Origin of the sequence: Pseudomonas sp. 2725 (assembly GCF_050434585.1) — a bacterium.
Classification (GTDB): Bacteria; Pseudomonadota; Gammaproteobacteria; order Pseudomonadales; family Pseudomonadaceae; genus Aquipseudomonas; species Aquipseudomonas jessenii.
Genome location: NZ_JBNDIV010000008.1, coordinates 221,174 through 234,777, shown reverse-complemented (window position 1 = coordinate 234,777; position 13,604 = coordinate 221,174). Strand labels below are relative to the sequence as shown.

The window sequence follows — 13,604 nt, the reverse complement described above, 5'->3', positions numbered from 1 at the left end:
CCAGTGTCATGAAACTGGCTGCACAATCTGATAAGGCGGGGGTTTGACTGGCGTCAGAGGTGGGAAGGGCGAAGCTGCATTTGTGGCGAGGGGGCTTGCCCCCGTTGGGTTGCGAAGCGGCCCCAGCATTTGCCAGTCACACCGTGCCAGCAGGTTTTGCGGCTGCTGTGCAACCGAACGGGGGCAAGCCCCCTCGCCACAGGATTTGTGTATGTCAGACCACAGTAGTGGTGCAGGTCAGGCGGGATTGGCGAGGGGAAGGGAGAAGGTAAACACCGCGCCACACGGCTCCAGGTTTTGCGCCCAGATATCGCCACGATGCCTGCCGATGATGTTCTTGCACAGCGCCAGGCCGATGCCGTTGCCGCTGACCTTGGACGAGAAAAAGCCGTCGAACAGCTTCTCCTGCGCCTGGGCCTGGATGCCGCGGCCGCAGTCTTCGATGCGCACCAGGGCCACATCGTTCTCGCGACTGGCGTGGATACGCAACAGGCGTCGTTCAGTGGGCAGGTCGGCCATTTCTTCAATGGCGTTGAAGGCCAGGTTGAGGATCACCTGGCCGATCAGCACCTTCTCGCAACTCACCCGCAGCGGTTCGGACGCGGCGACGATTTCCACGCGCACCCGGCTCGGATCGGCGCGCAGGCTGATGAAGTAGCGGGTTTCGCGCAGCAACTCATTAAGGTCGACCAGCTCTTCAGTCTGCTCCAGCTTGACCACGTAATCGCGCACGCTCTTGATGATCACCGAGGCATGCTCGATTTGCCGCACGGCGCTCTGCAAGCCCCAGGCGACGCCTTGATCGGTTTCCCCCGTGTTGCCCAGGCGAATCACTGCGCCTTCAATAAAGTTGCGGGTCGCCGCCAATGGCTGGCTCAGCTCGTGGGCGATGGCCACGGCCATTTCGCCCATGGCGTTGTAGCGCGCCAGGTACTCGAGCTTCTGCTCGCTGACTCGCCGCGCCTCTTCGGCCTGCACCTGCTCGGTCACGTCGCGGAACAGCAGCAGATGGCCGACCAGATCGTCCTCGATCTCGATGTAGCGACAAGTTGCGTCATGCCAGCGCCATTCGCCGTTCCGGCGCTGCACCTTGTAGTGCACGTTGAACGGCGCGTGCTCCGGCGTCTCATGGGCGAACTGTTGCAACAAGCGCTGACGCGAAGCGTCGTCGCACCAGGCCAGGAAGTTCTCGCCCATGAGCTGGTGCACTTCGCTGTCGAGCAGGTGCGCGCCGGAGTCGCTGATAAAACCGATATCGCCCTCGGGGCCGAGCACCGCCACACCTTCGGCCAGGTCCTGCATGAAGGCCTTGAGCCGGCTCTCGAAACGCTTGAGGTCGCGCTTGACCTTGTCCTCTTTGGAAATGTCACGGAACTGCACCATCAACACATCGCGACCGTCCAGGTGCACCAGGGTCGCCACCGCCTCGGAAAGAATCTCCACCCCTTGCTTGGAGCGATAGCACCACTCGATGGTCCGTTGCCCGGTGCGCGCGGCCCTTTCGAGCCAGCGCAAACCTATGGAACGCCGGTATTTCGGCGCATCGCGGGTCATGTCGGAGGCCTTCAGCGGCGTCAGTTCTTCCAGGGTAAAGCCCAACGCCGCCAGGGCAGCGGCGTTGGCCCAGAGAATTTCCTTGGTGTGCGCGTCATGAAGAATGATGCACAGCGGCATGGCTTCGATCAGCGCATAAAAGTCGTTCTGTTTTGGCTGGTACATCGCACGGCCCCTGGCGGCAGAGATTTGCAGTATGGCGTTTTATACCTGCTCGCACAGCGGGATGCGCTCAGAGGTTACCGGTGTGGGTCTAGGGGTTTTCTTTAGCGAGGGGGCTGCACGCACCAATAGTGGCGGCCGGATGCGGTTTTTACACTGGACCGCAATGCAAGGGTGATCTCGCCGATTCCCTGTAGGAGCGAGCCTGCTCGCGATGAACCTGAGAGCGCCACGGGGTGCCAGGTTTCCAGCGTCATCGTTGACGACCATCGCGAGCAGGCTCGCTCCTACAACGGGGCATGCGTGTCACCCCACTAACAATAAACAAAACGGAGAATGCCCATGCTGCGTTCAGCGGTTGCGCAACAAGACGCATCGATCGGCGTTGACGAGAATGTCGTCGACAGCCAGGCCTTTGCGCAGGTACTGGATGAAGTGCGCCGGCGCCGCGAAGAATTCGACACTGGCTCCCACGTGCCACGGGACATGATCGAGCGCTTCAAACAAGTGGGCATCTACCGTGCCGCCACGCCGAAATGCTTCGGTGGCGACGCCCTGGCACCGCACCTGTTCCTGCAAATGATCGAACGCATCTCCGAAGCCGACGGCTCGGCGGGCTGGGTGGCCAGCTTCGGCAGCGCCGGTGTCTACCTGGCTGCTTTACCACGGGAAACCCTCGCTGAACTCTACGCCGAAAGCCCTGACCTGGTGTTCGCTGGCGGCCTGTTCCCCTTGCAACCGGCCGAGGCCGTAGAAGGCGGCTATCAGGTCAGCGGCACCTGGAAATTCGCCAGTGGCTGCAAAGGCGCAGACCTGTTGGGCGTTGGCATCGGCGCCGCTGGCGGCAAGCCGCGCACCGCTGTGTTCCGCCCGGAGCAGGTAGACATCGTCGAGAACTGGGAAGTGGTCGGCCTCAAAGGCACCGGCAGCCATGACCTGCGAGTGACCGATAAACGCGTTGACGAGCGCTGGACGTTCATCCGCGGCGGTGCCTCGACCATCGACGAGCCGCTGTTCCGCTATCCATCGATCGCCTACGCCGCGCAAGTGCTGGCGGTGGTCAACCTCGGACTGGCCCGTGCTGCGCTGGACGAAATGAGCCGCATGGCGGGTGGTAGCGGCATCACCGGCGCGCCGAAATTGTCCGACCGCGCTTACGTGCGCATCGAGATCGCCAAGGCTGAAGCCAAGCTCAGCGCCGCGCGCGGTTTCTTCTACAACGCCACCGAGCAGGTGTGGAACTCGATCCTGGCCGGCAACCCGGTCACGCCGGAGCAGACCAGCCTGTTGCGCCTGTCGGCCATTCATGTGTCCCAGGCCGGTGCCGAGGTGGTGCAGAGCGCCTACGGCCTGGCCGGCACCACCGCCATTTACCTGCGCCATCCGCTGCAACGCTATCTGCGCGACTCGATGGTGGTGACCCAGCACGCCTTCCTCAGCGAAGGCCTGTACGACGGCGCCGGCTCGGTGTTCCTCGGCGTACCGCCGTTCCCGGGCTACATCTGAATCCCCATTACTTTTTCAAGGAACCGCACCCATGTCGCAAACCACCCAAGAGCCATTGCGCGTCGTCTTCTGCATCGGCATCACCCAGAACTTTTTCGACCTGCCCACCGGCGAAGGCCTGAGTGTGTGGAAAGGCTTCAGTCAGATGATGGGCGACCTCGGCGCGATGCCCGGCATCACCGTGCTCGGCGCGATGGATGACGACCGCCTGATGGTCGGCCCGTCCACCACCTCGCCCTGGACCGTGTACATCATGGCCGACGTCGACTGCCACCAGTCGGTGATCGACGCCTGCAACCTGTTCCGCACCACTCCGGTCGGCCAATACAGCCTGTGGCGCTACGCCAAGATCGAAGCGCGCATCGGTCGTCCGCTGACCATTCCTGATGCGGCCAAGGTGTAAGCCATGAACGAGGCCTTGCTGCAGCGTCTGGCGACGCTCGAAGGGGAAAGCGCAGTGCGTCGCTTGATGGCGCGCTACATGGACCTGTGCGATGTGCCGCGGGCGGCGATTCATCTGAGCCAGTTGGCGCAATTGTTCACCGAGGATGCGATCTGGGAAGGCCTCGGCACCCAGACCGCGAAGACGTTCGGTCAACACCGTGGACGTGAGGCGGTGGCGGCGTTTGTCGGCGGTTATCTGCCGCCGTCCGACCACTTCAAGCTGAACCTGCATTACCTCACCAGCGAGTCGATCGTGGTCGACGGCAAGGCGGCGCAGGGGCAGTGGATCATGCAGCAGATCTCGACCTACGCCGATGGCCGCAATGAGTTGTTCGGCACGCGCCTGAACATCGATTTCCGTTGTGTCGACGGCGTCTGGCTGATCGCGCATTTCCGCACGCAACGCTTGTTCAATTCGGAGCTGAGCGCATGAGTACTTTCATCAGCGAATTCCTCCTCGGTGGCAACGGCAAGCGCGTCGCCATCAAGGACTCCATCGACATCGCCGGCCATCCGACCCGCTCAGGCAGCCGTGCGTTCGCCGATGCACCGGCGGCGACGCAAAACGCCGAGGTGGTCGATGCGATCCTCGATGCTGGCTGGCAGATCGTTGGCAAGACCAACCTGCATGAACTGGCGTTCGGCGTGACCGGCATCAACGACTGGACCGGCACTCCGATCAATCCGCAAGCGCCGGACCGTGTGCCTGGCGGCTCGTCCAGCGGTTCGGCTTCGGCGGTCGCGGCAGGCCTGGCGGACATCGCCATCGGCACCGACACCGGTGGTTCGGTGCGGGTGCCGGCAGCGTGCTGCGGGATTGCCGGGCTCAAGCCGACTTATGGTCGCGTCAGCCGTGTCGGCGCTCATCCGCTGGAGTCCAGCCTCGATTGCGTCGGGCCGTTCGCAAAAAGCATGGACGACCTGATCGCCGCGATGCAGGTGATCTGCCCGGGCTTTACCGCTCAAGGCCTGCCAGGCGACGGCGCCAGGGTCGGCTTTCTCGAGGTGGCCTGTGATTCGCACCTGCAAGCCAGCCTGGGTGCAGCCGCCGACCGCGCCGGATGGCGTCGCAGCAACCTGCACCTGAGCGAATTCGAAGCAGCGTTTGCCGCCGGCCTGACCGTGATCAATTTCGAAAACTGGGCGGCGTTCGGCTATTTGACCGGCAAGGGCCTGATCGGCGCCGATGTGGAAACACGCTTGCTGGCGGCCAGCCGCACCACGCGCGAAGAACTGGCCCAGGCCGAATCCGTGCGCACGCGGTTCACCCAACAGGTGGATGCAGCACTGGAAGACTTCGCCGTATTGCTGTTGCCGACACTGCCAACCTTGCCGCCAACCCTCAGCGAAGCCCGCGCCGGCAGCAAAGCCGTGGCCGGCATGACCCCGCTGGTGCGGCCTTTCAACCTCAGTGGTCACCCCGCGCTGACGGTGCCGGTGGAACTCGATTGCGGCGGGCTGAAAGTCGGCCTGCAAATCGTTGGCCGCAAAGGTCAGGACGAACTGGTCTGCGCCTTTGGTGCGCAGCTGCAAGCCTCTACCACTCAATCATAAAAAGAAGCCATGAGGAGAACCGCATGAGCACTCATGAATATCAGCTGATTGCAACGTCGAAAAGCCCCGAAGACCTGGTCCGGCACGACCGCGTCGACGTCTCGCTGTACAACGACCCGGCGCTGTTCGAAGCCGAGCTGGACAAGATTTTCTACCGCACTTGGGTGTGGGTTGCCCACGAAAGCGAAGTGCGCAATAGCGGCGACTTCAAGACCGCCACCATCGGCCGCCGCCCGGTGATTGTGGTGCGCGACAAGAAGAACAACATCAACGTGCTGGAAAACCGTTGCCGGCACCGTGGCGCCACCGTGTGCGAGAAGCACAAGGGCAACGCCACCGGTTTCACCTGCCCGTATCACAGCTGGTCCTATGGCCTGGACGGCAAGCTGCGTGCGCTGCCGTATCCGGACGGCTACGAAGGCATTCTGGAAAAGTCGGAACTGCCGCTGACCAGCCTGCGCGTCGAGAGCTACGCCGGCATGGTGTTCGCCAGCTACAACGACGAGATCGAGCCGCTGGAAGACTTCCTCGGCGGCGCGAAACACTGGATGGACCTGTTCATGAAGCAGGGCGCCGGCTACCCGATCAAGACCCAGGGCGAACACAAGTTCAGCTTCAAGGGCAACTGGAAGATCCAGCTGGAAAACACCACCGACGGCTATCACTTCCCGATCGTGCACAAGTCGTTCATGTCGTCGGTGGATGAAGAAACTTCGGAAATGCTCTCGTTCATGACCGACGAACAAGCCGTGACCCACTCCCTGGGCAACGGCCACAGCGTGATGGTGATGGTGCCGGAGCACGTCGACCTCGATCACGACGACGGCACCGAACAGTTGCAGGAGCGCTTCGCCCACGTCACCGAAGAACTGTCGAAAACCCTGCCGGCCGATCAGGTCCGTCGCATCGTGCGCTCGCTGCACGGCGCCGGTTTCAACCTGAACCTGTTCCCCAACGTGGCGATGTCGATGTCGTTCTTCCGCGTGCTGCGCCCGGTGTCGGTCACCGAAACCGAGATCCGCCACGTGGCCCTCGGCATGGACGGCGGCCCGGAAATCGCCAACCGCGAACGCATGCGCATCCACGAACACTTCCAGGGCCCGTTCGGTTTCGGCAGCCCTGACGATGCCGAAGCCTGGGACCGCGTGCAGCGCGGCTCGTACGCCGGCGTCGATGCGCCAATCCTGGTCAACCGCGGCCTGAACCGCGAAATCACCGCTGAAAACGGCGACAAGGTCAGCCACGCCACCGACGAAGGCGGCATGCGCGGTGCCTACGACATGTGGAAAAGGATGATGAGCCAATGAGCAATCACGACACCCTGAACGGTTTTACCGGTCCCTTGGCCCAGGCCATCGAGTTCATCTGGCGCGAAGCCGAACTGCTCGACCACAAGAACTACGCCGAATGGGCGACCCTGTGGAGCGAAAGCGGCAAGTACATCGTGCCGATCGACCCGGACACCGAAGATTTCGAAGCGACCCTCAACTACGCCTACGACGATGCGCGCATGCGTGACCTGCGCATCGAACGCCTGACCGCCGGCTACTCGCCGTCGGCGGTGGACGCGGCTAAAACCATTCGCACGATCTCGCGTTTCCGCCTGGTGGAAGCGGCCGGCGACATCGTCGAAGTCAATTCGGCGCAGTTGTTGTACGCCTACAAGCGCGGCGTGCACACGCCGTTCGTGGCCGACCTGAACCACCGTATCCGCTTCACCGACGGCGTGCCGACCCTGGAGCGAAAAGTGGTGCGCCTGATCAACTCCACCGACAGCCTGAGCGCGCTCGGCTTCCTTTTGTGAGGGCAACATCATGAGTCGAGTAGCCCTCGTAACGGGTGCCTCGCGCGGACTGGGCGAATGCATCGCCCGCCGTCTGCACGCAGCCGGTTATCGCGTCGGCCTGGCGGATGTGCGCCTCGATGGCGTGCAGCAACTGGCTTTGGAACTCGATGGCAGCGGCGCCAGCGCCGTGGCCATCGAGCTGGATGTGCGCAGCAAGGCCGACTTTCAGCGTGCCCGCGATGTGCTCGCCGAGCGCTGGGGCGGCACCGACATTCTGGTGAACAACGCCGGTGTGTCGAAAGTCGCCGCGCTGATGGACATCACACCAGAAGAATTCGACGAGTCGATGGCGATCAACCTGCGGGGCACCTTTGTCGCCTGCCAGGTGTTCGGTGCGCACTTCGCCGAGCGCGGCTTCGGTCGCATCGTCAACATTGCGTCCCTGGCCGGGCAGAACGGCGGCACCGCCACCGGCGCGCATTACGCGGCGGCCAAGGGTGGCGTGGCGACCCTGACCAAAGTCTTCGCCCGTGAACTGGCACCCCAGGGCGTGACGGTCAACAGCATCTCGCCAGGTCCGCTGGACTTGCCGGTGGTACGCGAAACCGTGGCTCCGGAGCGTCTGGAACAGATCCTGAAAATGATCCCGGCCGGCACCCTCGGTGACCCAACGTTCATCGCCGACAGCGTGTTGCTGCTGATCGCCGAGAACGCCGCCTCGGTAACGGGTGCGTGCTGGGACATCAATGGCGGTTTGTTCATGCGCTGAGCAGCAGAAAAATGCCCCCACCCTGTAGGAGCGAGCTCGCTCGCGATGGTCGCCAACGATAACGCGGGAAACCTGACACCCCGTGTTGTTCTCAGGTTCATCGCGAGCAGGCTCGCTCCTACAAGGGGCAGTAAACCAAAACAACAGTATTCAGGTGATGCAATGATGAAGGTGAAGATCGAAAGGATCGTCGACGAAGCGCTGGATATCCGTTCCTTTCGCCTCGTGCGCAGTGACGGCCAGCCGCTCGACACCTATGAACCGGGTGCCCACGTCGACCTGACCGGGCCGACCGGGGTGACCCGCCAGTATTCGCTGTGCAGCCCGCCGCAGGATCGCCGTGCGTATCTGGTGGCGGTGAAGAAAGAAGCGCAGTCGCGCGGTGGTTCGCTGGCGCTGCACGAGCAAGTGGAAGAGGGCATGGAGCTGGAAATGGGCGCGCCGCGCAACCTGTTCCGTCTCGATGACAGTGCCCGCGAACACGTGCTGTTCGCCGCCGGTATCGGCGTGACTCCGCTGTTGAGCATGGCTTATCGACTGGCGGAAAGCGGCCAGCCGTATCGTTTGCATTACTTCGCCCGTTCGGCGCAGTACGCGGCGTTTACAGAGCTGTTGGTGACAAAATTCGCCGACCACGTGGAGTTTCATTACGGCGTGGAGCCGGCGGATCTGGACGGCGCGTTGAGCGAATGCCTGGCGCGTGCCGGCAGCGCCGCCCACGTCTACACCTGCGGCCCGGCACCTTTCATGAACAAAGTGGTGGAAGTGGCGTCCCGCAGTCGCTCTGACGATTCGATTCACCTTGAACACTTTGCCGCAGACCCGGCCGCCAACAGCGCTCCGGCCGGCACGTTCGAAGTGGAGCTGGCCAGTTCCGGTGTGGTGCTGCAGGTGCCGGCCAACGCCAGCCTGGTCGACGTACTTCAGGCCTACGGTTGCGACATCGACACCGAGTGCCGCGAAGGCATCTGCGGCACCTGCATCGTCGAGGTACTGGACGGCGTGCCGGAGCACCGCGACAACTGCCTGTCGAACAAGGAAAAGGCGTCCAACAAACAGATTTGCGCGTGTGTATCACGGGCGCTTTCCGCTCGTCTGGTATTGGACATTTAACCCGTAGGTCGACTGGAAAGCTTGGGCCGGAGCCTGTTGAATGGGCGCCCGGCGGCCGTCGAAGGAGGAGATGGCTACAGAAATAACCGTTTTGACGAACCGCTCGATGAAGCGGTCGAAAAATAACAACAAAAACGTGAGGCTTTGCGGACATGATTACAGCATCGACGGTGCGCAACGAGGCGTTCGAAAGTTGGTTGAGCCAGGTGAACCAGGCCTGTGGGCGTTTCGATGCCCGGGCGCTGGACACCGATTTCTACGGCGAACTGGCGGAATTTCGCAGCGGTGCGATCAACCTGAGTGTGGTCGACATGGCGCACGTGCATTTGTACCGCACCAGCAAGGACGTCAGCACCAGCAGCGACGGCCACTACTACGCGGTGTTCCAGATGCGCGGCAGCTCGCAACTGGAGCAGGGCGACAACCGCGCGCAACTGGGCTGTGGCGACATTGCCCTGATCGACGCCAGCCGTCCGAGCGACATGATCTACAACGACGATTGCCGACAGCTGTCGCTGATTCTTCCGCGCCAGGTGGTCGAGCGGGGATCGCACTTAAATACCGTTAACTGCGCCACGCGCATCGCGGCCGGCAGCCCCCTGGCGGCGATGGCCAACAAGCTGGTGCTGGACACCCGCCAGCAGGAAGGGCTGGACATGCAGGAAAGCGAGGCTGTGCTCGATGCCCTGGCCAGCCTGTTGCTGCCGGGCATCAGCGCCCGGGACGGCGGTGCAGACGCCCATGAGCGGCAGTTCCGCAAGATCATCGCCTTCATCGACACCCACCTCAGCGACGAAGAACTGTGCCCCGAGCTGATCGCCCGTGAAGTCGGGATTTCCGTGCGCGGCCTGTACCGGATGTTCTCCAAGCGCGGCCTGGTGGTGGCGCAATACATCAAGCACCGCCGCCTGGATTTCTGCGCCGAAAACCTGCGTCGCGCCGATGTCGAGCAGAAGCTATCGGCACTGTGTTATGCCTGGGGCTTCTCGGATTCGAGCTACTTCTCGTCGGCGTTCAAATCGCGCTTTGGTGTGTCGCCAGGGGCTTATCGCAAGCGGTATAGCCACAATTGATGTTGTATTTGCTGGCCCCTTCGCGAGCAAGCCCGCTCCCACATTGAATCTGCGGTGAACACAAAGTCTGTGTACGACCGGGACCAACCTGTGGGAGCGGGCTTGCTCGCGAAAGCGGTATGTCAGTCACCATCAATGTTGAATGTGCCGGCCCCATCGCGAGCAAGCTCGCTCCCACATTGGATCTGCGTCGTACACAGAGCCAATGTGGGAGCGAGCTTGCTCGCGATGGCGGCCTCATGACCGCTGCAAATCACTCAGTGCCGCACCGGCTCATCCACCGGTAAATGCAGCACCTCGCGCACCAGCATGGCAATGCTGCTCACACCCATCTTTTCCTTGATCTTGGTGCGGTGCACATCAACGGTCTTCACGCTGATGTTGAGCTCCCGGGCAATCACCTTGCTGGCCTTGCCATCGATCACCAGCATCAACACTTCCCGCTCACGGCTGGTCAGCAGTGCCAGTTTGCCTTGCAGGTTCTGACGCTGCTGCTGATCGGCCTGGGCGTGTACGGCGGTCTTCAGCGCGGCCTGGATGCGGTCGATCATCTGCTGCGGGTTGTAGGGCTTCTCGACGAAATCCAGCGCGCCGTTCTTCATCGCCGTGACCGACATCGGAATATCGCCATGGGCCGAGACGAAAATGGTTGGCAGGGTGCTGCCGCGCTGGTTGAGGATTTCCTGCAACTGGAAACCGCTGGTCTCCGGCATGCGCACGTCGAGCACCAGGCAGGCGGGCTGCTTGGGGTCGTACTGGCTGAGGAACTCTTCGGCGCCGGCAAAGCACTGCGCCTGCACGCTCACCGACTCCAGCAACCAGGCCAGTGAGGTTCGCAGGTCCTTGTCGTCGTCAACGATATAAACAATCGGTTTACGGATTTCCATCGGGGCTGCCACGAAAGTTTTCTAATTATTGTTTTCGCACGCGAACGCGCGGCACGCATCGGCTCATCGTTCTGGAGCCTGTATGCAGAATACCCACTGTGGCCGGCCCTTGCGATAAAGAAACCACCTAGTCGACTAGCGGAAACCCAACCCTGCCATGGGGATCGTCAGAATGGTTGCGGCGCGCCCGCAGCCTTAGTCTTGTTCCATCACCTACGGGCCGCCAGATAGCGGTCCTCCTGAAGGAAGGGGCATCGACATGGCCGACCTGAGCCAGCAGCAAATCGACTTTCGCAACGCCATGGCGCAGCTGCCTGCCGCGGTGAACATCATCACCACCAACGGCCCCGGCGGTCGTTGCGGCATCACCGCCAGCGCCGTGTGCTCGGTGACCGACTCGCCACCCACCGTGCTGGTGTGCGTCAACCGCAACAGCGCCACCCACGACGTGTTCCGCACCAACGGCCATCTGTGCGTCAACGTGCTGTGTGGCGAGCAGGAAGAACTGGCCCGTCATTTCGCCGGCATGACCCAGGTGCCGATGGCCGAGCGTTTTGCCTGGGATCTGTGGGACGACGGCGCCGCCGATGTGCCGGTGCTGCGCGATGCCCTGGTGCAGCTCGAAGGGCGGATCAGCGAGTGCAAGGAAGTGGGGTCGCATTCGGTGATGTTCGTGGAACTGACGAAGGTGGGCGTGCGCGAGCCACGCGACAGCCTGGTGTATTTTAACCGGTTGTTTCATCGCGTTGAGCATGCCAGCGCGGCTTGATTGAGACCGCGTTATCGTTCTTCGCGAGCAAGCTCGCTCCCACAGGAATCTGTAGTGAACACAAAGTTTGTGTACGACTGAGATCAACTGTGGGAGCGAGCTTGCTCGCGATGGCGGTGCCAGTTTGGAATGCATGTTTAACGGCTGTAGGAGTAACTTCCTGCAAGCCACAACGCCTTGCGTCATTGCCTACAGCTAAGCCAGAATCCGCCGGCTTGTGCGCCCTGGAGGCCATCGGTAACTTGGTCCGCGTCACTGATTCCCAGTGATCGGGATTAGCAGCCCGTGGTATTTGAAGGTCGTACGAGTGTCCGTCAGGCAGGTATTCCATACCTGCATTTGATGGTGGCTGTGCGTAGGGCGTCCTTGGGCGCGCCGGCTTTCTTCTTTTCCCCGGTCTGCTAACCTGCGTACAGCCGCCACCCCCCTCGTTTAGCAGCGACGGCGTGGCTGCATCACAACGGAAAAGAACATCATGTTCAAGGTTACGCCTGATCCACCAGACAACGATTCCTGCCCCAACCCGGCCGCTCACATCATGGCCAGCCCGCACAAACCCTCCACACTCTTCACCATCAACCCCGACATCAACACCGAAACCCTGCTGGCCCACGCCTGCGAATCGCTGGCCTCGGCGAGTGTCATGGCCAATGACCTGCGGGTTTTCTGGAAGGCACGCACCGCAACACCCTGCTGGGCATCGCGCAAGTCATCATGCTGGGGGAGTTGGCGGTGAATCGGGCGCTGGATCAGGTCGATCGGCCCGGTTAACCACTAAACACTGTGGGAGCGAGCTTGCTCGCGATAGCGGAGTATCTGTCAGCAATGATGCTGGATGTGATAACCCCATCGCGAGCAAGCTCGCTCCCACAGTGGATCGTCGTCGAACACAAGTTCTGAGTTCACTGAAATCCAGTGTGGGAGCGACGGTGCGGCGATCCGACCTGCTCGCGATTTCGATGTATCAGGCCTGCAAATACTCCCGAGCCAACAAGCAAGCCCGCTCAATCAGCATCGGCGCCATTTCAATCGCTGTCGGCGTGCCCTGGCGGGTGTGAACCCAGCCCAGGTACGTGGTGCCGCGCAGCATCAGGAACAACGCCAGTGTCTTGCGATCCGCCTCGGTCAGCGGCTTGACCGCGTTGTAGCCGTCGAGCAGCGCCACCTTGATCTGATCAAAGCGCGGGTCATCCAGGCAGAAGTACAAGGCAGTGGCCAACTCGAACATGTGCCAGCCGAACCCGGCATCGTCGAAGTCGATCAGGCGCAGTTGCGGGCCCTCGATCAGCAGGTTCTCTGGCACCAGATCCGCGTGAATCATGCCGAAGTTGCCCAGGTGTCGACCGTACTGGCGCAAGTCCTTGCGCGCCGTACGCCGGGCCTGTTGCAACAGCTTCCGCTGCCCGTCGCTGAGCTGCTCCAGCTCCCAGAAACGCCCCCAGAACGGATTGGCGCCGATCAGGCCTTCTTCATCCCAGGCATGCCGGACAAACTCGTCCGGTTGCTGCCAATCCGCCGAATGCAGGTGGATGCGCGCGGCAATCGCCCCCGCCTCATTAAACAGGAAATCGATCTCCGTATCGGCCTGCACACCCGCCTCGGAAGTACCGGCGGTGGCACCGGGCAGCCAGGCGAGCATGTCGATGTGACGCGCCTCGCCGATGGCCTGGTGGGTGACTTCGATCAGATGGCTTTCATTCTGTGCGCGGATAATCTGCGGTACGGTAATACCTGCGCTGGCCAGGGCTTCCATCCATTGCAGCTCGGAACGCAGTGCGGCCTCGCAGTGATAACCATTGCGATGGATGCGCAGGGCGACGCGCTGACCGTCGTGGCGGCGGGCCGAGAACACTGCGTTCTCGCGAAACTTCACCAGTTCAATGTCGGCGAATTCGCCTTCCCACTGTTGCAGGGCATGGCGCGCCAGTTCGTGCAGACGGGTGACTTGCTGGTCATGGGGCAGGGTGTGGAATTCAGTCATGGCAGG

The 13,604-nt window shown here is 62.1% G+C and carries 13 protein-coding genes and 1 pseudogene; 11 read left to right on the top strand and 3 right to left on the bottom strand.

Annotation, left to right across the window (positions count from 1 at the left end; all coding sequences use genetic code 11):
• Positions 1-237: 237 nt before the first annotated feature.
• Positions 238-1,719 (bottom strand): sensor histidine kinase, encoded by a 1,482-nt coding sequence (locus ABIE16_RS23240; RefSeq protein ID WP_429522032.1) that lies wholly within the window; start codon positions 1,717-1,719, stop codon positions 238-240.
• A gap of 339 nt (positions 1,720-2,058) precedes the next feature.
• Between ABIE16_RS23240 and ABIE16_RS23235 the strand changes: the two genes are divergently transcribed.
• The 9 genes from ABIE16_RS23235 (at position 2,059) to feaR (ending at position 9,961) form a co-directional block, all read left to right on the top strand.
• Positions 2,059-3,222 (top strand): acyl-CoA dehydrogenase family protein, encoded by a 1,164-nt coding sequence (locus ABIE16_RS23235; RefSeq protein WP_429522031.1) that lies wholly within the window; start codon positions 2,059-2,061, stop codon positions 3,220-3,222.
• A gap of 31 nt (positions 3,223-3,253) precedes the next feature.
• Entirely contained in the window at positions 3,254-3,625 is a 372-nt protein-coding gene (locus ABIE16_RS23230; protein ID WP_057715413.1) for a hypothetical protein, read from the top strand.
• Between the two features lie 3 nt (positions 3,626-3,628).
• Positions 3,629-4,099 carry a nuclear transport factor 2 family protein gene (locus ABIE16_RS23225; protein ID WP_429522030.1) on the top strand — a complete coding sequence of 157 codons (471 nt, stop codon included), beginning with the start codon at positions 3,629-3,631 and terminating at the stop codon, positions 4,097-4,099.
• Positions 4,096-5,220: an amidase gene (locus ABIE16_RS23220; protein WP_429522029.1), complete on the top strand. Its 1,125-nt coding sequence runs from the start codon at positions 4,096-4,098 to the stop codon at positions 5,218-5,220. Before ABIE16_RS23225 ends, ABIE16_RS23220 begins: the two co-directional genes overlap by 4 nt.
• 23 nt (positions 5,221-5,243) lie before the next feature.
• A complete protein-coding gene (locus tag ABIE16_RS23215; protein WP_102672315.1) occupies positions 5,244-6,527 on the top strand; it encodes an aromatic ring-hydroxylating oxygenase subunit alpha in 1,284 nt (427 codons plus the stop codon).
• Positions 6,524-7,024, top strand: coding sequence for an aromatic-ring-hydroxylating dioxygenase subunit beta (locus ABIE16_RS23210; protein ID WP_223457855.1), 501 nt, complete (start codon positions 6,524-6,526; stop codon positions 7,022-7,024). Before ABIE16_RS23215 ends, ABIE16_RS23210 begins: the two co-directional genes overlap by 4 nt.
• A 10-nt stretch (positions 7,025-7,034) precedes the next feature.
• Entirely contained in the window at positions 7,035-7,775 is a 741-nt protein-coding gene (locus ABIE16_RS23205) for an SDR family NAD(P)-dependent oxidoreductase (RefSeq protein ID WP_057715408.1), read from the top strand.
• Positions 7,776-7,937: 162 nt separating this feature from the next.
• Positions 7,938-8,888, top strand: a complete 951-nt coding sequence (locus ABIE16_RS23200; protein ID WP_429522028.1) for a PDR/VanB family oxidoreductase — start codon at positions 7,938-7,940, stop codon at positions 8,886-8,888.
• A 152-nt stretch (positions 8,889-9,040) separates the two neighbouring features.
• Positions 9,041-9,961, top strand: coding sequence for a transcriptional regulator FeaR (gene feaR, locus ABIE16_RS23195; protein ID WP_429522027.1), 921 nt, complete (start codon positions 9,041-9,043; stop codon positions 9,959-9,961).
• A 257-nt stretch (positions 9,962-10,218) separates the two neighbouring features.
• Here the strand turns inward: feaR and ABIE16_RS23190 are convergent, their stop codons facing one another.
• The gene (locus tag ABIE16_RS23190; protein WP_053161157.1) at positions 10,219-10,848 is read right to left on the bottom strand and encodes a response regulator transcription factor; all 630 of its coding nucleotides are present in this window, start codon (positions 10,846-10,848) and stop codon (positions 10,219-10,221) included.
• Positions 10,849-11,107: 259 nt separating this feature from the next.
• Here ABIE16_RS23190 and hpaC point away from each other — a divergent pair, with 259 nt between their 5' ends.
• Positions 11,108-11,617 (top strand): 4-hydroxyphenylacetate 3-monooxygenase, reductase component, encoded by a 510-nt coding sequence (gene hpaC, locus ABIE16_RS23185; protein WP_057715405.1) that lies wholly within the window; start codon positions 11,108-11,110, stop codon positions 11,615-11,617.
• A gap of 475 nt (positions 11,618-12,092) precedes the next feature.
• Positions 12,093-12,388, top strand: a pseudogene (locus ABIE16_RS23180) (DUF6124 family protein).
• 193 nt (positions 12,389-12,581) lie between these two features.
• On the opposite strand, the gene ABIE16_RS23175 reads toward ABIE16_RS23180, so the two are convergent.
• A complete protein-coding gene (locus ABIE16_RS23175) occupies positions 12,582-13,598 on the bottom strand; it encodes a phosphotransferase enzyme family protein (RefSeq protein ID WP_429522026.1) in 1,017 nt (338 codons plus the stop codon).
• Between the last annotated feature and the right edge of the window lie 6 nt (positions 13,599-13,604).